This window comes from Sporosarcina psychrophila (assembly GCF_001590685.1).
Lineage (GTDB): Bacteria > Bacillota > Bacilli > Bacillales_A > Planococcaceae > Sporosarcina > Sporosarcina psychrophila.
On sequence record NZ_CP014616.1, the window covers coordinates 1,409,939 to 1,435,982 of the forward strand.

27 protein-coding genes and 2 riboswitches are annotated in these 26,044 nt (G+C 38.6%); of the genes, 21 read left to right on the forward strand and 6 right to left on the reverse strand.

Going from position 1 to position 26,044, the window contains the following annotated elements; all coding sequences use genetic code 11:
- Positions 1–5 precede the first annotated feature (5 nt).
- From ribE to lepB, 10 genes are all read left to right on the forward strand, one after another.
- The gene (gene ribE, locus AZE41_RS06805) at positions 6–656 is read left to right on the forward strand and encodes a riboflavin synthase (protein WP_067207188.1); all 651 of its coding nucleotides are present in this window, start codon (positions 6–8) and stop codon (positions 654–656) included.
- A gap of 13 nt (positions 657–669) precedes the next feature.
- Positions 670–1,863, forward strand: a complete 1,194-nt coding sequence (locus AZE41_RS06810; protein WP_067207191.1) for a bifunctional 3,4-dihydroxy-2-butanone-4-phosphate synthase/GTP cyclohydrolase II — start codon at positions 670–672, stop codon at positions 1,861–1,863.
- Positions 1,864–1,875: 12 nt separating this feature from the next.
- A complete protein-coding gene (gene ribH / locus AZE41_RS06815; protein WP_067207194.1) occupies positions 1,876–2,340 on the forward strand; it encodes a 6,7-dimethyl-8-ribityllumazine synthase in 465 nt (154 codons plus the stop codon).
- Positions 2,341–2,588: 248 nt separating this feature from the next.
- Complete coding sequence (locus AZE41_RS06820) at positions 2,589–3,428, forward strand: amino acid ABC transporter substrate-binding protein (protein WP_067207197.1); 840 nt, start codon at positions 2,589–2,591, stop codon at positions 3,426–3,428.
- Complete coding sequence (locus AZE41_RS06825; protein WP_067207199.1) at positions 3,415–4,116, forward strand: amino acid ABC transporter permease; 702 nt, start codon at positions 3,415–3,417, stop codon at positions 4,114–4,116. Before AZE41_RS06820 ends, AZE41_RS06825 begins: the two co-directional genes overlap by 14 nt.
- A 35-nt stretch (positions 4,117–4,151) precedes the next feature.
- Positions 4,152–4,886 carry an amino acid ABC transporter ATP-binding protein gene (locus AZE41_RS06830; protein WP_067207201.1) on the forward strand — a complete coding sequence of 245 codons (735 nt, stop codon included), beginning with the start codon at positions 4,152–4,154 and terminating at the stop codon, positions 4,884–4,886.
- Between the two features lie 127 nt (positions 4,887–5,013).
- Positions 5,014–5,361, forward strand: coding sequence for an ASCH domain-containing protein (locus tag AZE41_RS06835; protein ID WP_067207202.1), 348 nt, complete (start codon positions 5,014–5,016; stop codon positions 5,359–5,361).
- Between the two features lie 8 nt (positions 5,362–5,369).
- The gene (locus AZE41_RS06840) at positions 5,370–5,813 is read left to right on the forward strand and encodes a hypothetical protein (protein ID WP_067207205.1); all 444 of its coding nucleotides are present in this window, start codon (positions 5,370–5,372) and stop codon (positions 5,811–5,813) included.
- 258 nt (positions 5,814–6,071) lie between these two features.
- Positions 6,072–6,581 (forward strand): RNA polymerase sigma factor, encoded by a 510-nt coding sequence (locus AZE41_RS06845; RefSeq protein ID WP_067207207.1) that lies wholly within the window; start codon positions 6,072–6,074, stop codon positions 6,579–6,581.
- Entirely contained in the window at positions 6,578–7,366 is a 789-nt protein-coding gene (lepB, locus tag AZE41_RS06850; RefSeq protein ID WP_067207209.1) for a signal peptidase I, read from the forward strand. Before AZE41_RS06845 ends, lepB begins: the two co-directional genes overlap by 4 nt.
- Positions 7,367–7,486: 120 nt before the next feature.
- Here lepB and AZE41_RS06855 read toward each other — a convergent pair whose 3' ends face one another.
- Positions 7,487–8,476, reverse strand: a complete 990-nt coding sequence (locus AZE41_RS06855) for a YpdA family putative bacillithiol disulfide reductase (RefSeq protein WP_067207211.1) — start codon at positions 8,474–8,476, stop codon at positions 7,487–7,489.
- 825 nt (positions 8,477–9,301) lie between these two features.
- On the opposite strand from AZE41_RS06855, the gene AZE41_RS06865 reads away from it, so the two are divergent.
- The 4 genes from AZE41_RS06865 (at position 9,302) to AZE41_RS06880 (ending at position 15,078) form a co-directional block, all read left to right on the forward strand.
- Positions 9,302–10,291 carry a S66 family peptidase gene (locus AZE41_RS06865; protein ID WP_067213879.1) on the forward strand — a complete coding sequence of 330 codons (990 nt, stop codon included), beginning with the start codon at positions 9,302–9,304 and terminating at the stop codon, positions 10,289–10,291.
- A 561-nt stretch (positions 10,292–10,852) separates the two neighbouring features.
- Positions 10,853–10,938: riboswitch (cyclic di-GMP riboswitch) on the forward strand.
- Between the two features lie 110 nt (positions 10,939–11,048).
- The gene (locus AZE41_RS06870) at positions 11,049–12,788 is read left to right on the forward strand and encodes a methyl-accepting chemotaxis protein (RefSeq protein WP_067207220.1); all 1,740 of its coding nucleotides are present in this window, start codon (positions 11,049–11,051) and stop codon (positions 12,786–12,788) included.
- The gene (locus AZE41_RS06875; RefSeq protein WP_067207223.1) at positions 12,788–13,540 is read left to right on the forward strand and encodes an SDR family NAD(P)-dependent oxidoreductase; all 753 of its coding nucleotides are present in this window, start codon (positions 12,788–12,790) and stop codon (positions 13,538–13,540) included. Before AZE41_RS06870 ends, AZE41_RS06875 begins: the two co-directional genes overlap by 1 nt.
- 26 nt (positions 13,541–13,566) lie before the next feature.
- Entirely contained in the window at positions 13,567–15,078 is a 1,512-nt protein-coding gene (locus tag AZE41_RS06880) for a sodium:solute symporter family protein (protein ID WP_231885823.1), read from the forward strand.
- 129 nt (positions 15,079–15,207) lie between these two features.
- Here AZE41_RS06880 and AZE41_RS06885 read toward each other — a convergent pair whose 3' ends face one another.
- On the reverse strand, positions 15,208–15,690 hold the full coding sequence (locus AZE41_RS06885) for a uracil-DNA glycosylase (protein ID WP_335339518.1): 483 nt from the start codon (positions 15,688–15,690) through the stop codon (positions 15,208–15,210).
- Positions 15,691–16,054: 364 nt separating this feature from the next.
- On the opposite strand from AZE41_RS06885, the gene AZE41_RS06890 reads away from it, so the two are divergent.
- Positions 16,055–16,906 carry a GNAT family N-acetyltransferase gene (locus AZE41_RS06890; protein ID WP_067207231.1) on the forward strand — a complete coding sequence of 284 codons (852 nt, stop codon included), beginning with the start codon at positions 16,055–16,057 and terminating at the stop codon, positions 16,904–16,906.
- Between the two features lie 293 nt (positions 16,907–17,199).
- On the opposite strand, the gene AZE41_RS06895 is transcribed toward AZE41_RS06890, so the two are convergent.
- The gene (locus AZE41_RS06895; protein ID WP_067207234.1) at positions 17,200–18,369 is read right to left on the reverse strand and encodes a pyridoxal phosphate-dependent aminotransferase; all 1,170 of its coding nucleotides are present in this window, start codon (positions 18,367–18,369) and stop codon (positions 17,200–17,202) included.
- A 500-nt stretch (positions 18,370–18,869) separates the two neighbouring features.
- A riboswitch (SAM riboswitch) is annotated at positions 18,870–18,980 on the forward strand.
- Positions 18,981–19,085: 105 nt separating this feature from the next.
- Here AZE41_RS06895 and AZE41_RS06900 point away from each other — a divergent pair.
- The 3 genes from AZE41_RS06900 to AZE41_RS06910 are packed head-to-tail and all read left to right on the forward strand — an operon-like array spanning position 19,086 to position 21,590.
- Positions 19,086–20,099: a methionine ABC transporter ATP-binding protein gene (locus AZE41_RS06900; protein WP_067207236.1), complete on the forward strand. Its 1,014-nt coding sequence runs from the start codon at positions 19,086–19,088 to the stop codon at positions 20,097–20,099.
- Positions 20,089–20,760, forward strand: a complete 672-nt coding sequence (locus AZE41_RS06905; RefSeq protein WP_067207239.1) for a methionine ABC transporter permease — start codon at positions 20,089–20,091, stop codon at positions 20,758–20,760. Before AZE41_RS06900 ends, AZE41_RS06905 begins: the two co-directional genes overlap by 11 nt.
- A 17-nt stretch (positions 20,761–20,777) precedes the next feature.
- Positions 20,778–21,590, forward strand: a complete 813-nt coding sequence (locus tag AZE41_RS06910; RefSeq protein WP_067213880.1) for a MetQ/NlpA family ABC transporter substrate-binding protein — start codon at positions 20,778–20,780, stop codon at positions 21,588–21,590.
- Between the two features lie 167 nt (positions 21,591–21,757).
- Here AZE41_RS06910 and pepF read toward each other — a convergent pair whose 3' ends face one another.
- Together pepF and AZE41_RS06920 are read right to left on the reverse strand one after the other, a co-directional pair.
- Positions 21,758–23,590, reverse strand: coding sequence for an oligoendopeptidase F (gene pepF / locus AZE41_RS06915; protein ID WP_197485380.1), 1,833 nt, complete (start codon positions 23,588–23,590; stop codon positions 21,758–21,760).
- A gap of 109 nt (positions 23,591–23,699) precedes the next feature.
- Positions 23,700–24,005 (reverse strand): hypothetical protein, encoded by a 306-nt coding sequence (locus AZE41_RS06920; RefSeq protein WP_067207241.1) that lies wholly within the window; start codon positions 24,003–24,005, stop codon positions 23,700–23,702.
- Between the two features lie 221 nt (positions 24,006–24,226).
- Here AZE41_RS06920 and AZE41_RS06925 point away from each other — a divergent pair, with 221 nt between their 5' ends.
- Complete coding sequence (locus AZE41_RS06925) at positions 24,227–24,460, forward strand: hypothetical protein (protein ID WP_156475984.1); 234 nt, start codon at positions 24,227–24,229, stop codon at positions 24,458–24,460.
- 11 nt (positions 24,461–24,471) lie between these two features.
- Positions 24,472–24,609 (forward strand): DUF4181 domain-containing protein, encoded by a 138-nt coding sequence (locus tag AZE41_RS23635; RefSeq protein ID WP_418064802.1) that lies wholly within the window; start codon positions 24,472–24,474, stop codon positions 24,607–24,609.
- 115 nt (positions 24,610–24,724) lie between these two features.
- Here the strand turns inward: AZE41_RS23635 and AZE41_RS06930 are convergent, their stop codons facing one another.
- Positions 24,725–25,168, reverse strand: coding sequence for a hypothetical protein (locus AZE41_RS06930; protein WP_067207247.1), 444 nt, complete (start codon positions 25,166–25,168; stop codon positions 24,725–24,727).
- Positions 25,169–25,292: 124 nt separating this feature from the next.
- Here AZE41_RS06930 and AZE41_RS06935 point away from each other — a divergent pair, with 124 nt between their 5' ends.
- Positions 25,293–26,024 carry an AAA family ATPase gene (locus tag AZE41_RS06935; protein ID WP_067207250.1) on the forward strand — a complete coding sequence of 244 codons (732 nt, stop codon included), beginning with the start codon at positions 25,293–25,295 and terminating at the stop codon, positions 26,022–26,024.
- Positions 26,025–26,044: the final 20 nt, after the last annotated feature.

Here is a 26,044-nt window from a genome sequence, read left to right on the forward strand (position 1 = left end):
AGCAGTTGTTTACTGGGATTATTGAAGAAGTAGGAACAGTTTCAGCGGTTAGGCCAGCGGCGAATTCTTTGCAACTATCAATCCGTTGTAGCAAAGTGCTTAGCGATGTTAAAAAAGGCGATAGTCTGGCGGTGAATGGTGTCTGTTTGACGGTATCAGATTTCTCGAGCAATCATTTTACAGCTGATGTCATGCCTGAAACTGTTAAAGCGACAACGCTTCAAGCATTGCGTACGGGAAGTCCAGTTAACTTAGAACGTGCGATGGCGGCGAATGGTCGTTTCGGCGGACATATAGTCAGTGGACATGTCGATGGCACTGGCGAAATTGTTTCGGTTAGACAAAAAGAAAATGCAATCTATATGGAAATCAGTATCGCAACTAAATTATTGAAGTATTTTATCCCAAAAGGTTCAGTAACTGTGGATGGAACATCACTTACTGTATTTGGTGTGACGAGTATTGGTTTTATCATCTCATTAATTCCAGTCACGCAAGGTGACTCAATCATCGGCCGAAAACGGGCTGGGGATCGAGTGAACGTAGAATGCGATATGCTCGCGAAATATATAGAACGGCTAATAACTACAGACAAAGAGAATCCAACTGGCGGTTTAACAATGGATACCCTTATCGCCAGTGGATTCCTCAGTTAAGGGGGCAAAGCAGATGTACTCTACCGTAGAAAAAGCAATTGAAGAACTAAAAAAAGGAAAAGCAATTATTGTCGTTGACGACGAAGACCGAGAGAACGAAGGTGACTTTGTTGCACTTGGTGAATTCGCTACACCCGAAATGATTAACTTTATGGCGACGGAAGGCCGTGGATTGATTTGCGTGCCGATAGACGAAGAGAAATCGCGACAGCTTGAACTCGGACTTATGACAGAAAATAATAGTGATGTGCACGGAACTGCATTTACGATTAGCATTGATCATGCGGATTGTCATACTGGAATCTCTGCATTTGAACGGTCGGAAACAGTATTAAGGATGCTAGGGACTGAAGCAGGTCCAACAGACTTTAGAAGACCAGGACATATATTTCCGCTAATAGCGAAGTCTGGCGGCGTCCTAAAGCGCTCTGGTCATACAGAAGCTGCTGTAGACCTCGCGAAGCTCGCGGGAGCAGAACCAGTCGGCGTCATATGTGAAATTATGAACGTAGATGGGACAATGGCGAGAGGTCCACAGTTGAAAGAGATAGCTGAACGATTTGATCTTGTTATCTTAACAATTCAGGAACTAATTGCTTATCGTCGCATCAATGAAAAACTTGTTGAGCGCATTGTAGATATTAGTCTGCCAACAGATTTTGGAGATTTTAAAGCATTCGCTTTCGTTGAAAAAGAAACAGGGAATGAACATATTGCTTTGGTAAAAGGTGATATCGAAGATGCTGAAAATGTACTCGTCCGCGTTCATTCGGAATGTTTGACAGGCGATGTCTTTGGCTCATATCGATGTGATTGTGGTCCGCAACTTCAAGCTGCACTTGCACAGATTGAAAAAGCCGGAAGAGGCGTCTTACTCTATATGCGTCAGGAAGGTCGTGGAATAGGTCTCGTCAATAAAATGAAGGCCTACAAGCTGCAGGAAGAAGGATACGATACTGTTGAAGCCAATGAGAAATTAGGATTTCCAGATGACCTTCGAGATTACGGCATCGGTGCACAAATACTGCGGGATCTCGGTTTAACGTCGATTCATCTTCTGACGAACAACCCGCGTAAAATTGCTGGAATAGCAGGACACGGGTTAGAAATAACAGAGCGCATTCAAATCGAAATGCCTGTTAAAGTGGAGAACAAAATTTATATGGAAACAAAGAAAAATAAAATGGGACACTTATTGCATAATTGAGGGGGAATAATGATGAGAACAATTTATGAAGGACATTTAGTTGGAACAGGGCTTAAAGTTGGAATCGTGGTAGCAAGGTTCAATGAATTCATTACAGGAAAATTACTAAGCGGAGCGGAAGATGCATTGCTTCGTCACGGAGTAGCCGACAGTGATATCGCGGTTGCTTGGGTGCCAGGTGCCTATGAAATTCCGCTAATAGCGAAGAAGATGGCGGCTTCCGGTAAGTACGATGCAGTTATCACACTTGGTACAGTTATCCGCGGAGCAACACCGCATTTCGACTATGTATGTAATGAAGTGGCTAAAGGGGTCGCGGCCATCAATCTGCAGGAAGGCATCCCGGTTATTTTCGGTGTCTTGACAACAGACACGATTGAACAGGCAATTGAACGTGCGGGAACGAAAGCCGGCAATAAAGGATGGGATGCAGGGAATGCAGCGATTGAGATGGCGAATTTGTTGAAACAAATATAATCGTTGATAAATAGAAGGCACAGTTTTCGGTTATCCGGAAACTGTGCCTTTTTTAATATTTCAACACCCGCGTACATGTTAGTTAAGGAAATGTAGTAGTAGAGTGAATAATGTGGTTAGTTTTAGGGATTCCGAGGTATAAAGAATAAAGGAAAGGTTTTTTGAGGAAACTATTTTTTGACGAAGTGCATACAATGTTGTATGATGCTAATAACCAAGTAAGTTAATATGAATTAAGGAGAATGGGTATGAAGAAATTTAGTTTACGCGTAATTCTACTATTTACAGCAATCATTTTACTTGCTGCATGCGGAAACGCTAATAAAGGAAATACAAGTGGTAGTGAAGAGTCTAAAGGAAACAGTGATTCAGGAAAGAAAACTGAAGATTTACTTGTGAAAATACAGGATGAAGGCAAGTTAACAATCGGGACAGAAGGAACATATCCACCATTTACATTCCATGATGATAAAGGGGAACTTACAGGTTTTGACGTTGAAATCGCAAGAGAAATAGCGAAACGACTCGGGGTAGAGCCTGTATTTCTAGAAACGCAATGGGATGCGATTTTCGCAGGGCTTGACTCTAAACGGTTCGATATGATTGCAAACCAAGTAGGGATTCGTGAGGACCGTATTGAGAAATATGACTTTTCGGAACCGTACATTTCATCATCTGCAGTCCTCATTACAAATACTAGTAATAAAGATGTGACAAGCTTTGAAGATATTAAAGGGTTAAAGTCTGCGCAGTCATTAACGAGTAACTATGCAGACACTGCAAGATCTTACGAGGCTGAAATTGTGGGTGTTGAAGGATTTAACCAAGCTATTGAGCTCATCAATTCCAAACGTGTAGATGTAACGATAAATGATAATTTATCTTTCTTAGACTTTATGAAGCATAAACCAGATGCACCTGTCCAAATTGTGGCGACAGCAGATGACGTTTCACAAAGTGGTTTAATGTTTAGAAAAGGTAATGAAACACTTGTTAACGAAGTAAATAAAGCACTAAATGCAATGATTGAAGACGGAACATACTTAAAAATCTCCGAGAAATGGTTTGGTGAAGATGTCCTTAACTAATATTTTAGCTAACCCAGAGAAAGTACAAAGACTTCTAGATATTGCCCTAACATCCCTTTGGCCATTGCTGGAGGGAGCTCTTTACTATACGCTTCCTTTAACGTTTCTTTCTTTTTTCTTTGGAATTATTCTTGCAGTATTAACTGCGTTAGGAAGAATATCAACAAGCAAGCCGCTACAAATTATCGCAAGAATTTATGTATCTGCAATTCGTGGAACGCCTTTACTTGTACAACTATTTATTTTGTTTTTCGGATTGCCAACGGTCGGAATAGTTATAGATCCATTTCCAGCCGCCGTCTTCGGATTTTCATTGAATGTAGGGGCGTATGCTTCAGAAGTGATTCGCGCAGCAATACAATCGATACCGAAGGGACAGTGGGAGGCAGCACATACGATTGGCATGAACTATACCCAAACGCTTAGGCGAATCATTTTGCCGCAAGCAACGAGAGTATCTATCCCGCCTTTATCGAATACATTTATTAGTCTTGTGAAAGATACATCGCTGGCATCGCTTATTTTAGTGACAGAAATGTTTAGAAGGGCTCAAGAAATCGCTTCTGCAAACTATGAGTTTTTATTACTTTATACTGAAGCAGCGATTATCTACTGGCTCATTTGTTTTATCCTTTCCTTAATTCAAGACAGAATTGAACATCGGCTGGATCGATATGTGGCTAAGTGATAAGTTGAAAAAACAACTGTTAGAAGGTGCAAACTATGATTTCAATAAAAGGCTTGTATAAAAAGTTCGGGGACCTTGAAGTGTTAAAGGGAATTGATTTGGAAGTGAATAAAGGGGAAGTCGTAGTTGTCATAGGTCCATCAGGCTCTGGTAAAACGACACTGCTTAGATGTTTGAATATACTGGAAGTCCCGACAGCCGGGACTATAACCCTTGATGGCCACGAAGCAGACTTTTCTAAACGTGTAGCAAAAAAAGAAATTGACTATTTTAGAAGTGAAACAGGTATGGTGTTTCAGAATTATAATTTGTTTCCTCATAAGACTGCTCTTGAAAATGTGATGGAAGGGCCAGTCATCGTAAAAAAAGAAGCTAAAGATGTAGCACGGAAAAAAGCTGAGAACTTGTTAAATAAGGTTGGATTAGGTGATAAGTTCGACTTCTATCCTTTTCAACTATCAGGGGGGCAGCAGCAGCGGGTAGGGATTGCAAGGGCGTTGGCATTGGAACCAAAAGTAATGCTGTTTGATGAGCCTACATCTGCGCTAGATCCTGAATTAGTCGGTGAAGTGCTGCAGGTCATGAAAGATCTTGCCAATGAAGGAATGACCATGGTTGTCGTTACACACGAAATGCGTTTTGCACAAGACGCAGCCGACGAAGTTATTTTTATAGATAATGGAAAAGTAGTTGAGCGAAATAAACCGAGCGAACTATTTACAAATCCAAAAGAAGAACGAACCCGACAGTTTTTGAACTTAATTTCATAACTAAAATATACGAAAAGATAGCCGATACGCTTGGTTATCTTTTTTGTCTCAGATCGAGAACCTCGCTAAAATTGTTAACAATAGTTATGATAGAGGAGATGTTATTTTATGAAATGAGGCGATTTACATGAGTGAACAATCAAATGTAGTACTACCTAAAAAAACGTGTACGATTGAAAAGCTAGTTACGATACCCAAAGATGTTAAAAAAGTGCTGAATGGCGAAAAGACAGCTACTCGCCGTAATGGTGTTTATGCAGATCTTGGTGAAATTATGGTACTCGACGGTAAAGAGTTTAAAGTAGATACAATTTATTCACAGACGCTCGGCGAAATGACGGACGAACATGCACAACAAGAAGGTTACACAACGATGGAAGAATACAAACAATCTATTCTCGCGATGCATGATAAAATGCCATGGTTACCGGCGATGAGTGTTTGGGTGCATGAATATAGCCCAGTAGAGAAATGATGTTCTGAATGAATTCAGGAATCTATGGCGCGATTGTCTTTTTGCATGTTATCAGTGCTGTCCTTGCCATAGGTCCATTATTTCTATTGATGCCGATTATTAAGCGAGTGCGTGGCGTTGAAACGGACATTGAGCAAGTCTACTTGTCTATTATCAATGTCATCATTCGCTTGGTCATGCATGCAGGACATGTTCTCGTCTACACGGGTGTCCTTCTATTGGTATTTGGACCTTGGCCATGGTATACGTCATGGGTAATCATGACGCTTGCTGTTTTGCTACTATCTGGAGTTTTCCTAGCAAGAGGATTTACGGTTGTGCTACGAAGATTTAAGAATCCAGATGCTGATAAAAATAAGATACTTGATCGTTTAAATGGTACTTCATGGCTCTATATCGGCCTTATGCTAATCATGCTCTGGCTCATGGTTCAAAAACCGATGCTTTGGTAGATAACCCGCGATACATAGGAAAAGACATGCATCTAACTGGTGCATGTCTTTTTTGATATTTAATTCTACAAGCATTTTGACATAGCTTATGGCAACCGATGAAACTAGAATGGCAAGTACGCGAACTGTCATAGCGATCGTCAAAACTGTTGGGATGAGTCAACCTATAACTACTTGCAGGGAAAGCAGGCACATTATTTCATATTTTCGACTCCTTTTTGAAAGTAGTTCGTCTAGTAAGGGTGAGGGGGCGGGGCAGTGGGGCAAAGTCTAGAACAGCTTTATGTAGAATATAGTGATCGCATTTATCGATATATCTTTTTACAAGTCCGTCAGAAGGAGTTGGCGGAAGATCTGACCCAAGAAACTTTTTATAGAGCGTTCAAAAATATTCATACGTTCAATAAACAAGCTAGTATGTCGACATGGCTTTTGAAGATAGCTAGAAATGCTACGTATGATCATTTCAGGCGGAAAAGGATCATTCGATTTTTCAGTCTTGATAAAGAGGTAAGTGTGGATACAAGCAATCTTTCGCCGGAAGATGAATTACTGAAAAAAGATCTGAATACAAGGTTGTACAATGCACTAACTAGTTTGAAGCCAACCTATCGTGACGTCCTTATTTTACGGAAAATCAACGAAAGCTCGATCAAAGAAACAGCATATATCTTAGGGTGGACTGAGACAAAGGTGAAATCCACAATGTCGCGGGCATTTGCTGCGCTGAAAAAAGAAATGTACAGAATGGAGGGGGCGAACGGATGAATGGCTTCGATGAATTTGATGGTGAGTTTAATGAGTTGAAGGATGTTGATAGATCAGAAACTGATCGAATGATTAGTTTGGAAAAAGTCATTGCTAAAAGTGGGGAAAAGAAATTTAACATGCTCCCACTAATTTTTTCTAGCTTTGCCATCTTTGCTGTTGGACTATTTTTAATGATGACGATTAAAGAGTATACATCTGAAGTTGAAAGTCAGAAAACAATCATTGATGATCAAACCGTCCCCGAAATTCCAATTGTCGAAGTAGAGTCAAATATGATCACTGTAGAATACGGAATAGATAATATGGACAAAGGAAATCGCGATTATGAAACAATAGGTACTGGAAAAAGAATTGTAGTAGAGCCGGGAGTCTCAGGATTTCAACGCGGGGACGTTATTTATTTTACAACACCGAAGTATTCAAATGGAAATCCAAATTTAAATCTAGCAGGAAATTATATATCAAGAGTTGTGGGCTTACCAGGTGAGAGAATTGAAATTAGAGAAGGTCAGGTATATATTGATGAAATGAAACTAGAGTCTTTTTATTCATTTCCAACCGTAAGAGGAATGAATAAGGAAAAGTATTTGGAAACAGTCGATTCTCAAAATTCCTCTATGACTGAAGAAGACTTTGAAGAAAGCATGGAAACCATTTTAGTACCAGAAGGCACAGTATTTGTGCTGGGGGACCAGTGGTGGAGAAGTATAGACAGCCGTCACTTCGGATCTTTATCATTAAGTCAAGTGGAAGGGAAAGTAATAGGATATGGAATTGAATAATAAAAAACGATACTAGATAGCCTATTATTCAGGGGATTAGACAGGGTTTAAATATAAATCATCTGTAATTGAAAAAAGCTCACCAAGTCACATTAATTGTGATTTGGTGAGCTTTTAACATCATAAGTTACTTTGAACATAGGACAGACGTTGTGCAATTTCATTTGCAATTTTCATGCCATGAAAGCGTCCGTCTTCAATGTAAACACGATTTGTAATGCCACCCGTTACAACGCCAGAAAGAAAAACGTTCTTGACATTTGATTCATATGTCTCTTGATTAAAGGAAGGAACTAATGAAGAGAGGTCGGTTTGAATTCCAATGCTTTGAAGCAGTGAAATATTGGGTTGATAACCGATGAGGGAAAATACATAGTCATTTTGAAGTGTAACTGTTCCGTCAGAAGAGTTTATGCGAATAGTTGATTCATCGATAGCAGCAATACTGGAATTGGGATGAAAATCAATTTTTCCTTTTTTAAGAAGGTTACGCATATCTAATAACAACGATGGTTTAATGCCTTCTAAGACAGTTTCTCCGCGATGCACAAGTGTAACATGCGCTCCGTTACGATAAAGATCAATAGCCGCTTCAATTGCTGAATTTTTACCACCAACAACTGTAACATGTTGTCCATAATAGAGGTGACCTTCTTTATAGTAATGTGATACCTTCGCTAAATTATCTCCGTCTACACCTAGTTGTCTTGGCGTATCGAAAATTCCTGTTGCAATAACAATCATCTTCGCTTCGTAAGGAATGGTGTTGCCATTACGATCTTCTGTGTGGACAGTAAAGGATGCTGCATTCTTTGAAATAGAATTAACCTTTTGATAGCACTTAATATTAATTTCTTGTCTCTCAGTTACAAGACGATAATATTTTAATAGTTCAGTTCGATTTGGACGGACATCTTGAGATAGGAATGGAATGTTGCCGATTTCTAAGCGGTCAGAAGTACTATAGAAAGTCATGTGTAATGGACAGTTGACAATGGAATTGACAATCGCCTCTTTTTCAATAATCACATAAGAAAGTCCTTTTTCTTGTAGAGCAAGACCCGTTGATAAGCCACACGGACCACCGCCAATAATAACAACATCATACATACAATAAATATCCTCCTTAAAGTTTTACATAAACAATGGTTAAAAGCATTAATTTTTTAGGAATGTTGCATGCATGAATAATGCAACAATGCTGTATAAGCCTTGCCCGTTAGTATGCTCAGACGAGTGGGAAGAAATACTTAATTAATTGTATATAACTTGTTTTACGCACTGGAAAAGGAGTTAATATATTTTGCTAGCGAACTATCCTATAAAACCTTGCCTCATTCAGACATACCGAGCATGAAAGGTTTGCATGATTTAGGTGATACAGCAAGACTTCTATACGATTTTCATGCAATAACTGGACAATGGGAAGAAAGCAAAGCACAAAACGAGAAAAATCACCTTGATTTAGCAAAGGAATTAAAAAACAGTGGAAGCTATGATTATATAGTGAATTAGCTGTAAGAAAACGGAAATTAAAAAGAGGGGATAGTACTTGGAGTTTTCATAATAGGATTAAAAGATGAGTTGTTGAAAGTAGAAGAAAATAATAGCATTAGGGGTGATTGTAAGGGGAAGATAGTGTCTGCAAAGTAACACAATAGCCATTTGAAATGATTTTTTATTCGACAAACAGAGCATCGTTATTAAAAATGAGGAGTTTCTGGGGCTCGACCTCTTCATATTGTTCACATGAAAGCATAGGTGAGTTGAAAAGTAGATTATTCTGAAACTTAATAGAAACTACTAAATAGATGGAGTATAATAACAAGTATTCGTGATTATAAGTCAAGATTAAAGTTGTATACTTCACTATTAAATTGAAAATTCTTAAGTTTTTTGGGCTATCTAAATTATGAAAAAAGGGGATAATTAATGATGAAACGATTAGAAAAGGGAGATACAATCGGTATATTCACACCATCTTCACCCGCAACTGTTACTGCGTTGCAACGTTTTGAACGTGCAAAAGCATTTTTAGAATCAAAAGGGTTTGTTATTGTAGAAGGTAAATTGACAGGACAGTCTGATGTTTATCGTTCTGGTTCACCTAAAGCACGCGCAGATGAACTAAATGAGCTATTAAGAGATCCGAATATAAAGATGATTATGTCCACAATTGGTGGCACGAACTCTAATAGCATGCTGCCATATATTGATTATGAAGCATTTAAGCAAAATCCAAAGCTAGTCGTTGGGTATTCTGATGCAACGGTTATTTTACTCGCCCTTTATGCAAAAACAGGTATCTCAACATATTATGGACCTGCTTTAATTCCTTCGTTCGGTGAATTTGAACCACTAGTAAATGATACTTATCAATATTTCGAACAATATTTTATGAAAGAGACAGAGCTACCTTATGAAGTGCCAATGTCTCCATTTTGGTCTGATGAGCCTGTGAACTGGTTAGAAAAAACGACAGAGAAAACGCTTTTTAATAATAAGTGGGTGACTGGACATAGTGGTGTTGCAGAAGGACGATTAATAGGTGGCAATGTGAATTCGATGTATGGATTTATTGGCTCTTCTTATTTCCCTACAATTAAACAAGGCGATATTTTATTAATTGAGGATTGTATGAAAAATGCCTCAATTGTTGAGAAGAATTTTGCAATGCTAAAAGTGCAAGGTTTTTTTGATAAAGTTGCTGGTATTATTTTAGGTAAACATGAACAGTATGATGATTTAGGTACTGGCAAGCAGCCATTGGACTTACTGATAGAGCAATTAGATGGGATGGATATTCCCATTTTAGCTGAGTTCGATACGTGCCACACCCACCCAATGCATCCATTAGCTATTGGGAAACAAGTGAAGTTAGATACAGGTGCCAAAAAAGTATTTTGCACGGAAAAATGGTTGTGAAATTTTCAGTATCTAAAATTTTTGTTTAACAGAAATAGAAATATTTTTTGAAAAAAAGCAATAACAATAGATTGATTATTGAAATGTTGAATTATGTAATTTGTTGTTTATTGCACCAAATGGGCAGGTTAGTGGAAAAAAGTAAAAATGCTCAATAGTAAAAGGGCAAGATAGATCTGATGAAACAGGATAAACAAATAGATAGGTCGAGCAAGCTATTCGCATTTTTATATAGCGTTTTCATAGTAGCACCTTTCTATAGCATATCAGGCATTGCTTCTTACCTGGAAGAATAAAGGTTGAAGTTGCCAGAAATGAGAATACTTTTGATATTGAAATTTCCAGCAATGCTATCCTTGAAAAGAATTTGATGTAACAATTTAAAACAGCAGAAAATAAATATGGTCGGGGGAGTAAAGGTACTATTTTTCTTTTTCAACCAATGACTATATACTAGTTTGGGTGTTTTGAAAGCAGGACATTAAGCGGTGTCACTATACTACTCTATGAATCTTTTGGTACTTCATATTGCCATCTATTAGACTATGTGGTATATTTTTTGATGGTTATAGGCAAACCTATTGAAAAGTAGGGACGCAAAGCTACAGGTCTAAAGTAATTATTACTATGACGGCTGAGCTGCTCAAGAAACGCTAGATAATAGTCTAGTTTTTTTATTTGCCTATTTCATTGTGAAATGGGCCTTTTTTTATGTGTAAAGAAAGATACAAAAATTGAAGAGGAGGAAATAATTATTATGCGTTTTTTTAAAAACATGTCATTAAAGTATAAGCTTTTACTTACAGTTTCTATTATTGTTTTAGCACTTTTTACTGTTCTAACGACACAAAGTATTTCTCAATTGAATGGCCAGTTAGAAAATGACCTAGAACAAGAGTTAAAAAGTGTTGGCTTATTAACAGCCATGAACCTAGATTCCGAAGATATAGATGGTCTATTGAAAGTTCAAGGGGAAGACGATCCTGAATTTTTGAAAATGCAAAGTACCTTGGATGGCATAAGGGAAGAACAAGGAATCATGTTTTGGAGTTATATATGGGAGATGGAGGATAATGGCGTCACTCCTATCGGCTATACGGAAAATTTGAATGAAGCGTATGAAGCGGGGGAATTGTTTACTGATCTTGCTCCTGTTCATGTAGATACTGCTAAGCTTGCGATTAAAAATGATCAATCAGAGGTAACAAGCATCTTTGAGGACTCATTCGGATCATGGCGAACAGTTTTCAGCCCTCTTAAAGATGAAAGCGGAAATACAATTGCAGTGTTAGGAATTGATTATTCTGCGGATTATATTGATACCATCATTAAAAAAAGTGTTACAAAACAGATTATTATTGCAGTAATCGGAATTTCAATCTTATTAGTATTGCTGTATTTTACAATTGATCGGCTTCTATTACCACTTAAAAAAGTGGTCATTGTTGCAGACCAAGTGGCAAATGGAGAATTGAACGATGTGGATCTCCAGATTACAAATGATGAAGTTGGACAACTTTCACAATCGATAAAAACAATGGTTTCAAATTTGCAACATGTCATATTAAACATTAGAAATACATCTGATCACGTTGCATCATCAGCTAATCAGCTAACTATGAATGCGACAGAATCGTATATTAGTTCAACAAACGTTTCGAAAGAAATGAAGAATATCGCTCAAAATGCTGAAACTTCTTTGGTGATGACTGAAGAAACAGCAGCTGCAATGGAAGAAACAGCAGGTGGCATACAACAAATCGCTGATTCAGCCAATACGGCTTCTGAATCGTCTCTGACAGCCTCAATTGCTGCTGAACAAGGAAATAAGGTTGTCCAACAGGTGATTGATCAAATGCAATTAATTAATACATCTGTAGAACAAATAGAGGAAACTATTAATGGTTTACATGCTAATTCTAATAAGATTAGCGACATTGTGAACATTATTACTGCTATAGCAGAGCAAACAAATTTGTTAGCACTAAACGCTGCTATTGAAGCAGCCAGAGCTGGTGAGCATGGTAAAGGATTTGCTGTCGTTGCAGATGAAGTAAGGCGTTTAGCTGAACAATCATCTCAGTCGGCTAAAGAGATTTTCCAACTAATTCATATGATTCAAACGGATTCTAATGCATCTGTAACCGTGATGGAAAAAGGAAAAGAAGACGTAAGAGTGGGAATGGATTATACGAATGAAGTAGGCGAGATATTTAAAAGGATTGTACAATCTGCAGATGAAGTCGCAGATCAAATCCGGGAAATTTCTGCTGCATCTCAAGAAATTTCTGCATCCTCTGAAGAAGTAGTCGCATCCGTTAATAATATTAAGAAAACATCTCAACAATCTACCGAGTTTTCATTGAATGTCTCACAAGCTACACAAGAACAATTGGTGTCGATGCAAGAAGTGAAAGAAGCATCTGCTTCATTAGGCCAAACTGCGGAGAAGCTGCAGTCCCTAATTACAAACTTTAAATTGGAGAGTGAAGATTAATGGATTTAAAGCTTACCGGTAAAAATGTTCTCATTACAGGCTCTAGTATGGGGATAGGCAAGGCAATTGCTTTAGCTTTTGCTGAACAGGGAGCAAATATTTTAATAAACTATATTGGCAGCGATCAAGAGGCGGAAACAGTTCGTCTACAAGCGAAGGACCATGGCGTGAATGCACTAAAATATTGTGCGGATGTATCTGACTCTAAACAAGTGCAGGATATGTTTCAGTATATGGACAACCAGATAGGAGCAATTGATATTCTTGTCAACAATGCTGGGTTTGCACAGAATGCTCCTATTACAGATTTAACTGATGAGCAGTGGGACAAAATGATAAAGGTTCATCTTTACGGAAACTTTTATAATTGCCGAGAAGCGGCGAAAAGAATGAAGGAAAAAAATAAAGGTAAAATTATTAACATCTCTTCAGATATAGGAAGTCTAGGGTGTGAAGAATTTACCCATTATTCAGCGGCAAAAGGCGGTATTAATGCTTTTACCAAAGCTTTGGCAAGAGAGTTGGCACCGAATATATTGGTCAACGCTGTAGCGCCTAGTGGAACACATACTGGCATCCTCGAAGCGTTCGGTGAAAACTATATCGCGGAAGAGTCAGCGAAATATCCACTAAAGCGCTTGGCACAACCTGAGGAAATCGCCAAAACTGTGTTATTTTTAGCATCAGAAAATGCGGATTTTTATACAGGTCAAATACTAACTCCAAACGGTGGAGTAGTTATGAACGGATAAAAGATAGATGAGGAGCACTTGAATTGATGAATATCGTCGTATTTTGTGTATATTTAGTTTTTATTTATTACATTGGCTATAAAGGGTATAAGCGCGTCAAAACTGCCGAAGATTTAATTGTGGCGGGCTGGAGTATGCCGTTATCTGTTGTAACTGGGAGTTTAATTGCCGCGTTATTAGCAGCTCCATTCTTTTTTGCTGCTGTCGGCTCAGGTTATACAAGTGGAGGCTTTGAAGGGTCCGCAACAATGGGCGGCCTAGGTACATGTATGATTTTAGGGGCATTAATCTGGACTAAGCCCCTAAGAAGATTAAGAGGATGGACACTAGCGGACTACTACGGATTGAGATATGGTAGTAAAAGATTAGGAGCATACACGGGAATCGTGATGGCGGTAGCATTTGGTATTTTCAATGCCGCAGCTCTCACTGTTGGGGGTACTTATATTATCCAACAACTTTTCCAAATCGATTTCCTTCCAGCTGCACTATTATTTGTTTCGTTAACGGCACTCTACTCCGTTATTGGAGGCTTATGGGCTGTCGCTTACACCGAAATTGTTCAAGGGGCACTAGCGGTAGCCGGAATCCTTGGGATAACCATATTTGTTTTATTCTATTATCCTGATGTTACATTTAACCCTGATTGGTGGAATGTAAATGAATTATTTAGTAGAGGTGGAGTTGAATTCTGGACACTCTATTTAGTTTTAGCTCTTGGTGATATTCCAGCAGTGGACTTAGGTCAGCGTGTTGCAGCGGCAAAAAGTCCGCGTGTCGCACAGCTGAGTATGATTATTGCAGGTTCAGTAATCATCGCTATTAGTTGGATACCTGGAATGTTAGGGGAAGCTTTTAAATCTATTTATCCGAACAGTTCCAATCCCGAAACATTGATGCTTGTTTTTGCACAAGGTTATTTCCCACCTATTTTATCTGCTATCTTTTTAACAGCGATGGCGGCGATGGGTATGTCAACTGTTGCGGCATGTTATGTAGCAACCTCAGGAATTGTTACTAAAAATATTTATTTAGATTTTATTAATAAGAATCCTGATCCGAAAAAACTATTGTTTTATTCCAGAATGGTGATTCTTGCAAGTGCATTGTTAGGTTTAATCCTGGCGCTAAGTGCTCAAAAAGTTATTGATTTAGCCTATTTAGCATGGGATGTTGTATTTGTTACATTGTTCTGGCCAATCGTTTTAGGCCCATTTTGGAAGCGGGTAAGTACTCCGGCTGTATGGGCAAGTATATCTGTTGGACTCGTATATTATATTATTACTTCACTTACTCACGTTCCTGGGCCGAAAATTCAATCGGATGGGTTTTTGGGCTTGTTGGGCGAATTGTGGCTAACGCCTGTTTTCTCAGGTGTGATTTTTTCTGGAGTGACAATTATTGTAATAAGTCTATTAATCCCACCTACCCAACACGTTCTTGACATGCATGAAATTGAAAAAAATAAAGAACTTGATCACGTTGGAAGTAAAGAAGAACTAGAAATATTGAATACTTCAAAACAACCAAATATCTGAGTTGGTAACAGGACATGCTTAATTGTGTGTCCTGTTTTTTTGAATTCTATCTACCATATCTGATTAATTTATCAAACATAAATATTTTTTCTAATAGTAATATTGGATTACAAAAACTTCATATCGTAGCTAGAGGTCTAAAGAATGAAAGCGATCCGCAACGAAAGTCAAGTCCTCCAAAAATAAGTTACGTAAGTTTGGACGTCGTCTAACTGCAAGTGGATGGTAGGCGACCGCTGTTTGGAATCCACGTATATCGTGCCAACTACTCCGCATTGACTTCACTTCGGCTTCAGGATTTTGAAAAAAAGACTGAACGGCTACATTTCCTAAACAAAGAATGAGAGTAGGCTTTTTTTCTGTAAGCTGCTGTTCTAAATGCCTCATACAAATTTGACGTACTAATTCTTTGTCGTATGCTCGAACGGGCTTCCTTTTTAGTATAAAAGTGACATACAGATCATCTATTTTCAAGCCAGCTTCATTTGCAACTTCTTGTAGCGTTTGCCGCGTTCCACAAACAAATGACTCGCCTTCACGATCTTCACGTGCTCCGGGATTGTCAAGAATAATCATAATCGTGGCCGCTGGATTACCTTCACCCCATACCATCCGTGTCCCTTGTTCATAAAGGCCGCATTCCTGGCAATTTACAAGGTGATCAGGGGTTGGCTCCTCCAATAACATTTTTGGACAGAAGACAGGCATTATTTTCAGCTCACTTTGACGTTTATTTGCAAAAAAAAAGAGGAAGCGCCTGAAACAGAAGAACGCAGCCTTAGTACGCCACTACCTGTGGTAATAGCTAGGCCCTTTTGCAGATTATCCCCAGAGAAGCTTTATAATTTCCAGTGCACTAAGGAAAGCTTTCCACTAACCAATGGATTTCAATCAGATTCACAGCATATAGGTTAAATGTGGTAAAATTATTATAATATTTCGATGTTTATTATTCTTATGTGAATGGGGTGTGGGGATGGAGTTTAGATATTATCAAGATGTGCAAAAATTTGCATTGAAAGCTGAACCTGTTTTAGGTAAAAGGGAAGATGTATACAGTCTTTTTTTCGGTGTATTGCAGGCAATTAAAGCAGGTCGATATGAGAAGCCGTTTATGGCGACGATTGAAGAGGAGGGGCAGGTGCTAGCCTTATTTCAAATGACCTATCCACATCCGTTAAACCTAATTTTTGCGGATGAAAGCCGGTTGGAAGAATGTATGGATTTGTTAATAAGAAACCTATTGGAACTTAAAATTGAAATTAGTTCCATCATAGGTTTAAAACCGTGGGCATTCCTCTTCAGTAAGAAATGGGAAGTGAAAACAAGTGTGTATCCTCAATTGATGATGGACCAGGGATTGTATCGATTAGATAATATAGATGAAACACTTGAACACAGTCCAGGCTCTTGGCGTTTGGCAAATACGGATGATTGTTTACTCATCGAGATGTGGTTCAACTTGTTTGAGGAAGATGCAGGACTTCCGCTAACAGCAGTGGAAGATGTGAAAAAGCGAGTTGCATCATTTGTAGCCGAACAGGAAGTATTTTTGTGGGAGGATAATGGCAAAGTAGTTTCCATGATGAAAAAAGCCCGACCGACAAATCATGGCGTAACTGTCTCCCTTGTATTTACACCAAAGGAAGAGCGAAAGAAAGGCTACGCGCGGACGATGGTAGCAGCTGGAACAAAGGAACTTCTAAAAAAATATGATTTTTGTGTGCTTTACACTGATTTGATGAATCCGACAGCAAATAAAATCTACCAAGAGATCGGCTACAAGAGAATTGCAGATTCTATACAGATTGGATTTAGCTTGAAATGAAAAAGGTGTGATCTTTATAGGAAATCTGAATCACATAGTTGATCGAAATTTATATGGAAAATATCTGATATGGGAAAAAAAATTCCGAAACTAGAAGATAAATATGACACAAACAATCACAATAACTAGCTGGAAAGTACAGAGAAGAAGGCGTGGCTGGATCCATCATGTGATAAGTCCAAATGATATTCGCTCTTTTCAATGTTTCTAACGAACTAAGAATATTTCATGTCAAAAAAGCCAAGAATAGAAAACTCCTGGCTTTTTTGATATGAAATTCAAATTAAATTATTTTATCGTGAAAAAATATCGAGTTTTTCAATTCGTGCAACTGCTTCTTTTAAACGGTCTTCACTTTCCAATAAGCCAACACGTATATACCCTTCACCATACCTTCCAAAAGCATGGCCCGGTGCTACGGCAATGTCTGCTTTGTCTAATAGTAACTTGGTGAATGATTCGCTTGTATATCCTTCTGGTACAGGTAACCAAGCGAAGAAAGATGCAGCGGGCGCGATGACATCCCAACCGATTCGTTTACATTCAGAAATTAAGACATTCCGGCGGCTTTCGTAAAGTGAAACGAGTTCATCCACACAATCCTGGCTTCCCGATAATGCCTCTGTTGCTGCGCGCTGAATTGCTGGGAATATATCTATGAATAAATGATCCTGCAATAAGCTGATTGCTTCGATAATATCGGCATTACCGATGGCAAAACCGACCCGCCATCCCGCCATATTATACGTTTTTGACAATGTGTACATTTCAATTCCAACTTCTTTTGCACCTTCTGCTTGCAGGAAACTGACAGGTTTAGCACCGTCAAAACCGATTCCACCATAGGCAAAGTCATGCAAAATTGCAATATCATTGGCTTTTGCCAAAGCAATCGTTTCTTCAAAAAATGGAAGTGTGGCGGTTGCGCTTGTTGGGTTATTTGGATAGTTCAAATACATTAATTTTGCTTGCTTCTTTTGTTCATCGGAGAGAGCAGAGTAATCAGGTAAAAAATCGTTTTCTGCAAGTAATGGCATTAAATCGTATTTAATATTGGCTAAGCTTACACTCGATAAATAATCGGGATATCCCGGATCCGGCAATAAAAGTAATTCATCTTCGTTCATAATCGCGAGGGGTAACTCGACCAATCCCGGTTTTGTTCCAAATAGAATCGCTACCTCTGTTTTAGGATCAATATGAACATCGTATTCTCGTTTATAAAAGTCAGCAACAGCCTGTTTTAATTCGGCAGTCCCTCTGAATGGGGAGTATCCATGTGTTGTTGGATCTTCAACTGCTTCTTGGAGTGCTTTTATAATATGTGGAGGTGTCGGTTGATCGGGATTTCCACGCCCCAAGTTAATAACGTCACGTCCTTCAGAAAGTGCTTCTTGTACGTTTCGAACAAGGGATGCGAAAAAGTGCGGTGGTAGGTTCTTGAGTCGATTTGATAGTGCCATGTAATAACCTCTCTTCTATGTAATCCAATCTTTATTGTAATAGAGTAAGATAGTATAAGTTTTTCACTTGGAGCAGTGTCTAGACTCCAGCGCTTGTCGGGTCTGCCAAGGCGCTTGCGCTTTTCTTATTGTCTAGCTCCAGGAGCCAGCCGCTCGGAGGCCCACAGGAAGTGGGTCACCTAGCCATTGCCGCAGGACGCGGCGTACTTAGGCTAGGTTCCTTGAAAGCAATCCAGCTATGTGGCAAAGAGCGCCACGTCGTGCCTGCAAGGATGCAGGTATGCAGTCGTTGCGACAGGACGTCGCGCTCTAGACTGCCTTCCCCTGGATTGACTTATGCCTGTCGCGTCTAGACGGCGCCTTCCGCTTTTCTTATTGTCAGTATACATGGAATGAAATGAAAATGATAATAAATTGTTATATATCAGAACATATTATGTTGACAATCTTATTGAGACATACTAATATGAAACTTATCAATCAAAATAATTACATAATGGTACTTATCAAGAGAGACTGAGGGATAGGCCCGATGACGTCCAGCAACCCCTTGCGTAATGTAAGGAAGGTGCTAACTCCTACAGAGTGAATTTCATTCTGAAAGATGAGCTGAAACCTTTTTATTTTCGGTGCTTCTTTCATATATGAGAGAAGCATTTTTATATGGTCAGACATCTGAGATTTCGTACTTCTATTTATAGAAAGAGGAGAATTGCATGATTCAAATTCAAAACGTATCAAAAGTATACAAAACAAAAGAGAGAATCGTGACTGGTGTTGATAATGTCTCACTCGACATTAACACAGGAGAAATTTTCGGAATCGTAGGTTACTCAGGTGCAGGGAAGAGTTCTCTTATCCGTTGTCTAAATTTGTTGGAAAAACCAACGAGCGGAACGATCTTAGTAGATGGATTAAATTTGATGAAGTTACGGGGGGATAATCTCCGTCAGGCACGTCTGAAAATAGGAATGATTTTTCAACACTTTTATTTAATCAGCCAAAAGACAGTATATGAAAATATAGCATTTGCTTTACGGGCAGCCAAAACGCCTGCCAATAAAATAAACGCTCGGGTAACGGACTTACTAGAAATGGTTGGCCTCTCTGATAAACGGGATGTTTATCCTGCGCAGCTGAGTGGTGGCCAGAAGCAGCGGGTAGGTATTGCCCGAGCACTAGCGAATAATCCTTCAGTGTTACTGTGTGATGAAGCAACATCTGCATTAGATCCAAATACGACGCTATCTATTTTAAGGCTGTTGAAGAAAATAAATAAAGAATTACAGATTACAATCGTTCTAATAACACACGAGATGAATGTCGTGAAAGAAATTTGTGATCGCATGGCAATTATGCAAGATGGAAAAGTGATTGAAGAAGGACAAGTATATGATATATTTTCAGATCCTCAAGAAGAATTGACGAAAGAATTTATTAGTAGTGTTGTGTCATTTGATGTGCCGTCAATGATTTTGAGCAAGTGCACGGGCAAACTGGTCAAAGTCATGTTTAAAGGTGATGTCGCAGGCGATGGAATTATCTCAGATACTGTGCAGCAATTTACTATACAAGGTAATTTCCTACACGGCTCCATTGAATATATTCAAGAAAGGCCACTCGGTACTTTCCTGATGGAACTAAAAGGCGAGGATGACGAAATAGAAAAGGCAATTGCCTATATGTCATCACGAGCTGCTCAAGTGGAGGTAATTGACAATGGGAATTGATTTACAACACGTTATAGAGTTAATGCCTGATATTACAAAAGCATTTGGGGAAACACTTTATATGATAAGTATTTCTCTCGTTATCGCACTTGTTATTGGGCTTCCACTAGGGATTTTGCTGTTCACTACCGATAAAGGCTTATTTTTAGAAAATCGGGCATTGAACTCAGTTATTGGCTTTATCGTCAATATGGTCCGTTCTGTGCCGTTTATTATTTTACTCGTCGCGTTAATCCCTTTAACGATTTTAATAGTAGGTACTCCGATTGGCCCTGGGGCTGCTAGTGTTTCATTATCTGCGGCAGCAATCCCTTTTTTCGCAAGAATTGTGGAGACTTCACTAAGAGAGATTGATAAAGGTGTTATCGAAGCTGCAATCGCTGTTGGTGCAACTCCGTGGATGATTATCAAAGATGTACTATTGCCTGAAGCAAAAACAAGTATTATTCAAGGCGTGACACTTACAGTAATTAGTTTAGTCGCCTATTCAGCAATGGCTGGTGTTGTTGGTGGTGGCGGAATCGGGGATTTAGCAATTCGATTCGGCTACTATCGTTACGACAATACAATAATGGTAGTGACCGTGGTGATATTAATACTATTTGTACAAGTAATTCAGTTTGCAGGAGATCGGATTTCAAAAGTAATTGATAAACGATGATGGGGAGAGAGAAAATTATGAAAAAGTTTCTATTAGTTGTATTAGTACTTGTAGTTGGAACCGCACTAGCTGCTTGTGGTGGCAAAGAAAAAGCTTCGGATGACAAATCTGTGAAAATTGGTGCAACCGCTGGACCATATAGTGATATGTTGAAAAAGGCGATTATTCCTGGACTTGAAGAAAAGGGATATAAAGTTGAACTAATTGAGTTTAGTGATTATATTCAGCCGAACAATGCACTGGCAAGTGGCGATATTGATGCAAACCTGTTCCAAAACACGACTTATTTAGAAAATGTCGTTAAAGAAACGGAAGCTGAATTATCACCACTTATTATCGTACCAACAGCTCCAATGGGCATTTATTCGAATAAATTCAAGACAATTGAAGCTATTGAGGATGGAGCAAAAGTTACCATTCCAAACGATCCTGTTAATGGAGCCCGCGCCCTTTTAGTGTTACAGGATGAAGGTCTAATTGAATTAGATCCAAATGCAGAAGTGCTAAAAGTATCTGAAAAAGATGTAACAATGAATAAGAAGAACTTGGTGTTTCAGCCAATCGAAGCGGGTCAGCTTCCACGTTCAGTTGACGGTACTGATTTAGCGGCAGTTCCTGGAAACTTTGCCTTGGCTGCAAGTATGAATTTATTAGATGCGCTAGCACTAGAGGACATGCTTGATATATACAGAAACGTAGTTGCAGTAAAAACGGAAAACATTGATAAGCAATTTGCTAAAGATATTATTGAAATAGTAGAATCAGCAGAATTTGAAAAAGTAATTGATTCAGATTTTGAAGGCTTTGGTAAACCAGAGTGGATGAAGTAAAATCTAACTAGCAACGTCAAAAAGCTGACGAGACCATTACGGTTTCGTCAGCTTTTTTTGTTCTTCCTGCCTAGGAAATTATAAAATCTTGTACAGTGGATAACCTGCGAAAGCTGATATTTCACGTCTAGACTCAAGCGCCTCTGAACAGGCGCTTGCGCTTTTTTTTATTGTGAAACGTTAGCCGTTTCGTTTGCCTCAATTTCTTCCGTCAACACAACTAGCTGATCAATCAAATCACCGATATAAGCGATTGTGTCACGCAATGGTTTTTCTGTTGTAATATCGACACCTGCCATTTTTGACAGTTCAGCAGGGGATTTTGTACCACCAGCTTTCAATACTTCGAGCCATTCATCGACAGCAGGCTGACCTTCTTCAAGGACACGTTTAGATACTTGAGTGGAGATTGTGAGTCCAGCACTGTATGTGTATGGATACAAGCCCATGTAGTAGTGTGGCTGACGCATCCATGTAAGTTCCGCGCCTTCATTAATCTCCACATCATCTCCCCAGAACTCTTCAAGCACGCCGCGTTTCAAGTTGTTCAATACACCGGCGTTGACACTTCCGCCTGCATCAATGCGTTCATAGACTTTTCGTTGGTAGGCAGCTTCTAGTAAGTGCGTTACAAAGTTATGGTAGTACGTGCGTGCAACGATTGATGAAATGACCCAACGCTTGAATTTCGGATCATTTGAGTTTTCTAATAGGTGGTTAGCCACGAGCATTTCATTCATCGTCGAAGGTGCTTCGATGAAATACAGGGATGGGCGTGCATTGAATACGTTTTGCTCTCGATTTGCATTGTAGAAATGACCCGCATGCCCTAATTCATGAGCTAAGACGAATACATCATTCATACTACCTGTCCATGAAATAAGGATATATGGATGGTTGCCATAAGGGCTGGAACAGAATGCTCCTGTTGATTTACCTTTGTTTTGAGCGAAATCAATCCAACGTTCTTTGTATGAACGATCCACCATCTCCATGTAATCAGTACCCATTATAGCAAGGGCATCATCAATATATTTCTTCGATTCATCTACGGTGATTTTTGGTTCGTAAGTTGGATCAAGCGAGATTTTCAAGTCGGCAAACGTCATTTTATCAAGTCCATGGACTTTTTGCAGAAGTTTCGCGTACTTTCGCATATGCGGTGCAAGTTCTTTTGTGATTAAATCAATTTGACGGTCATACATGGATTTATCGACTTCTTGGGTGAATAATAAGTAATCGAAAATCGAATTATACCCTCTTAGGTCAGCTGTTGTTTTTTCCGTTTGTAAATGCATGTCATATGTTTTTGCAGTTGTATGTTGATAGTCTTTTAACTTAGCTGAGAATGCATCGAATGCAGCACGGCGTTTGGCGGTATCCGTTTCGCCCTCCCAGTCACCTTCGAAGGACACATAGCTTAACGGATAACTTTTCCCGTCGACTTCGAAATCATCAAATGCCATATCCACCATTTTTGTCGTGTTATACAAGCCATATGGCCCGGCGAATGTGGAAGAGAAGGCAGCTAAAGTTTTCTCAACTTCAGGATGCAATTGGTACTCTTTTTTGCGAATCAATTTCTCCAAGTAATTTTTAAAATCACCTGACTGTTTCATTGCATCTTCCAAAACATCAATGGGTAATTCAGAAAGTTGACTGTTGACGAATGATAGTTTGCTGTTTATTTTTGCGGCAGTGGAACCAAACTTGCTTGAGCGCATTTGTGCTTCGTCATCCGTTTGGTCTGTACTTGATGACAAACTCGTATACGTGCCAACAGGAACCACTTTTTCATAAACAGCCGCAAAGCCTTCCAATGCCTCTATTACTGATTTAGCATCTTTAATGTTGCCATTGAATTTTTCGGCAAATGCATCGACTTCTTTTACCAATTCAATTATCGCAGCATCATATTCCTCTTCTGTTTTGAAAAGGTCTTGCAGATTCCATGTTTCTTCTGTCTTTACTTCTGAACGCAGCGGCATACTCTTTACCAATCTAATCTCTCCCTTTTATTACGGATGTCGAACTAAATAATAGTATATAGTAGAATAGGGTAAAAGTAAAAAACAAATCCCTTTTTTGACAACTTTCAGATAGTATGTGTTATTTTTGCTTTTTTGAAAGACGTTCGATTTCATCTGTTAGGATAAAAGCAAGATCATCATTGCCGAAAAGTTGTAGGACATCCAGCATTGTTTCGTTATCAATGTCGATTTCTTCTTCAAATTTAGCTTCCTCAACTATTTTCTTCATCGTCTCATTTTCTTGTTGGTCTGGGTATGCACGGCTATATAACTCATGCGGGTTCACTTCATTATTAGCACACCATTGTACAAACAACCGAATCATTAGCTGCTCATCTTGTTGATATTTTTGAATGACTTGTTCATCGATGCTTTTAAATTCCATGTTAGTTAGCTCCTTTAAAATACTCTTCCCATAAGTATATACGAAATGTGAAACTTCTAAGGGATATAGACGTAAGTATAAATATGGAACAACAAATTAGTTGAGAGTATCAGTCTATATATGTTGAAATAATGAAACCAATTGATTTCGCTATGGAGTTAGGTGCCTTCGTATCTTTTGTTCACTATATAGTTCATTTCAAGAATAGGGTGCAAGGAAAAGTGAAAGAACTAATTATCATTGGTATTGTGTTAATTATTGCAGTGTGGCTGGGAGAGCGATTTCTAAAAAGGAAGCTGCATATAACAAAGAAGACAAATACAATGGACGATCGCGCAAAAAGTCTTCAATTTTTCGCGTTGGCAATCCTGATGATTGGTTTTGTTATTGGTTCTATCATTGGCTCCGTTACTCTAGCTACAAAGTATGAAAATTTTAACTTTGTTTATTTTTAGGACCTTATCTGATTTTAGTATCTATGGTAAGAGGATTTATGGATTGGAAATTCAATAAACCTTCAAAACAATGGATTCTACAAATCTATATCATATTTCTTTTGTTCATATTAATGATAGCTATTTTTTTGATTGATCAACTTAAATAAACGCATAAGAAAAGCGCTTGAGTCTAAACAATGCTCAAGGAGAAAACTTATATTTTATTGTCTTTTTAAAAAGGACAAGAATAGAATGACTATCTTGCCCCCTGTATTGGATAGGTTAAATTTTATTGCTGATGAGAAAATGAACAATCCAATCAACATCTAGTGGACCGTCAACTACTTCGTAATAGAGTGAAGAGTTTTGGATGATTAGATCTTCATTTACAATAATGCTAAAGTTGTCTCCATTACTATCTGTTAAATTAATAATGAACTGATTGATATCATCAACCTTATTAATTTTTTCAGGTTTTAATTTTCGGACATGATAATCTTGAAGGAATTCAAGTAAGCTTTCAATTTCAGATTCATCACTTATATTCCAAATTTTGGGGGAGGAACCTGAAAGGGATGGTTCCGAAAAGGTCATTACACTAAACTGAGATTCCGTGGTGCCAAGAACCTTCGTAACCTCTTTCTTGTCGTAGCCTAGGAAAAGTTGAGTCATTGCATATGTGCCTATAATCATAATGCCAATCGATAATAGTGCTCTTATTTTCATGTTCTATTCCTCCTGTAATTCATTTCTTTAGTATACGCGGATGAAGATGTACGGGATCATGCTTGTACATTAATAATCTATGCAGAATCACACGGGGAAATTAGTAGAAAGGGGTTATAATCAAATGTTTTTGAAAAAAATAACGCTTCTTCATAAAGAGTCACTTTCAAAGGAGGTGTATCCATTTTCTATACCCTCAATTCAGTCGCTAACGGAGTTGGATTTAACGAATAGTGTTACATTTTTTGTTGGGGAAAATGGTTCAGGGAAATCGACATTACTTGAGGGAGTTGCGGATTTATGCGGGTTTAATTCGGCGGGTGGCGGTAGAAACAATACATATGCAGTAGATGAGTCTGAAAGTGCATTAAGTGATTATCTTCGCTTGTCATGGATGCCGAAAGTGACGAACGGATTCTTTTTACGGGCTGAATCTTTTTATCATTTTGCTTCACACGTTGATGAAATGGCAAAAGAACCCGATGGCTCCTATCATGCTTACGGAGGGAAATCACTTCATCATCAGTCTCATGGTGAATCATTTCTGTCACTATTTCTAAATCGATTCAATGGAAAGGCAATTTACTTACTCGATGAGCCGGAAGCCGCATTATCACCGCAAAGGCAGCTGTCGTTTCTGCGTATTATGCATGATCTTGTCCGGGAAGAAAATTGCCAGTTCATCATTGCAACGCATTCGCCCATAATTTTAGGCTATCCTGATGCGACAATCTTGAGTTTTGATGATGGAGAAATAAAGGAAACCGAATATGAAATGACTGAGCACTATCAGATCACAAAATATTTCCTGGATCATCGTGAAAAGTTTCTGAAAGATATTTTAGAGGATGAATAGATTGTCGGAATGTTATAATG

What these genes read in the sequence shown, in the direction of transcription:
- AZE41_RS06810 (WP_067207191.1), top strand. Translation starts at nt 670, where the DNA reads ATGTACTCTACCGTAGAAAAAGCAATTGAAGAACTAAAAAAAGGAAAA.
- ribH (WP_067207194.1), top strand. Translation starts at nt 1,876, where the DNA reads ATGAGAACAATTTATGAAGGACATTTAGTTGGAACAGGGCTTAAAGTT.
- AZE41_RS06820 (WP_067207197.1), top strand. Translation starts at nt 2,589, where the DNA reads ATGAAGAAATTTAGTTTACGCGTAATTCTACTATTTACAGCAATCATT.
- AZE41_RS06825 (WP_067207199.1), top strand. Translation starts at nt 3,415, where the DNA reads ATGTCCTTAACTAATATTTTAGCTAACCCAGAGAAAGTACAAAGACTT.
- AZE41_RS06830 (WP_067207201.1), top strand. Translation starts at nt 4,152, where the DNA reads ATGATTTCAATAAAAGGCTTGTATAAAAAGTTCGGGGACCTTGAAGTG.
- AZE41_RS06835 (WP_067207202.1), top strand. Translation starts at nt 5,014, where the DNA reads ATGAGTGAACAATCAAATGTAGTACTACCTAAAAAAACGTGTACGATT.
- AZE41_RS06840 (WP_067207205.1), top strand. Translation starts at nt 5,370, where the DNA reads ATGAATTCAGGAATCTATGGCGCGATTGTCTTTTTGCATGTTATCAGT.
- lepB (WP_067207209.1), top strand. Translation starts at nt 6,578, where the DNA reads ATGAATGGCTTCGATGAATTTGATGGTGAGTTTAATGAGTTGAAGGAT.
- AZE41_RS06855 (WP_067207211.1), bottom strand. Translation starts at nt 8,476, where the DNA reads ATGTATGATGTTGTTATTATTGGCGGTGGTCCGTGTGGCTTATCAACG.
- AZE41_RS06865 (WP_067213879.1), top strand. Translation starts at nt 9,302, where the DNA reads ATGAAACGATTAGAAAAGGGAGATACAATCGGTATATTCACACCATCT.
- AZE41_RS06870 (WP_067207220.1), top strand. Translation starts at nt 11,049, where the DNA reads ATGCGTTTTTTTAAAAACATGTCATTAAAGTATAAGCTTTTACTTACA.
- AZE41_RS06875 (WP_067207223.1), top strand. Translation starts at nt 12,788, where the DNA reads ATGGATTTAAAGCTTACCGGTAAAAATGTTCTCATTACAGGCTCTAGT.
- AZE41_RS06880 (WP_231885823.1), top strand. Translation starts at nt 13,567, where the DNA reads ATGAATATCGTCGTATTTTGTGTATATTTAGTTTTTATTTATTACATT.
- AZE41_RS06885 (WP_335339518.1), bottom strand. Translation starts at nt 15,690, where the DNA reads ATGGTATGGGGTGAAGGTAATCCAGCGGCCACGATTATGATTATTCTT.
- AZE41_RS06890 (WP_067207231.1), top strand. Translation starts at nt 16,055, where the DNA reads ATGGAGTTTAGATATTATCAAGATGTGCAAAAATTTGCATTGAAAGCT.
- AZE41_RS06895 (WP_067207234.1), bottom strand. Translation starts at nt 18,369, where the DNA reads ATGGCACTATCAAATCGACTCAAGAACCTACCACCGCACTTTTTCGCA.
- AZE41_RS06900 (WP_067207236.1), top strand. Translation starts at nt 19,086, where the DNA reads ATGATTCAAATTCAAAACGTATCAAAAGTATACAAAACAAAAGAGAGA.
- AZE41_RS06905 (WP_067207239.1), top strand. Translation starts at nt 20,089, where the DNA reads ATGGGAATTGATTTACAACACGTTATAGAGTTAATGCCTGATATTACA.
- AZE41_RS06910 (WP_067213880.1), top strand. Translation starts at nt 20,778, where the DNA reads ATGAAAAAGTTTCTATTAGTTGTATTAGTACTTGTAGTTGGAACCGCA.
- AZE41_RS06920 (WP_067207241.1), bottom strand. Translation starts at nt 24,005, where the DNA reads ATGGAATTTAAAAGCATCGATGAACAAGTCATTCAAAAATATCAACAA.
- AZE41_RS06930 (WP_067207247.1), bottom strand. Translation starts at nt 25,168, where the DNA reads ATGAAAATAAGAGCACTATTATCGATTGGCATTATGATTATAGGCACA.
- AZE41_RS06935 (WP_067207250.1), top strand. Translation starts at nt 25,293, where the DNA reads ATGTTTTTGAAAAAAATAACGCTTCTTCATAAAGAGTCACTTTCAAAG.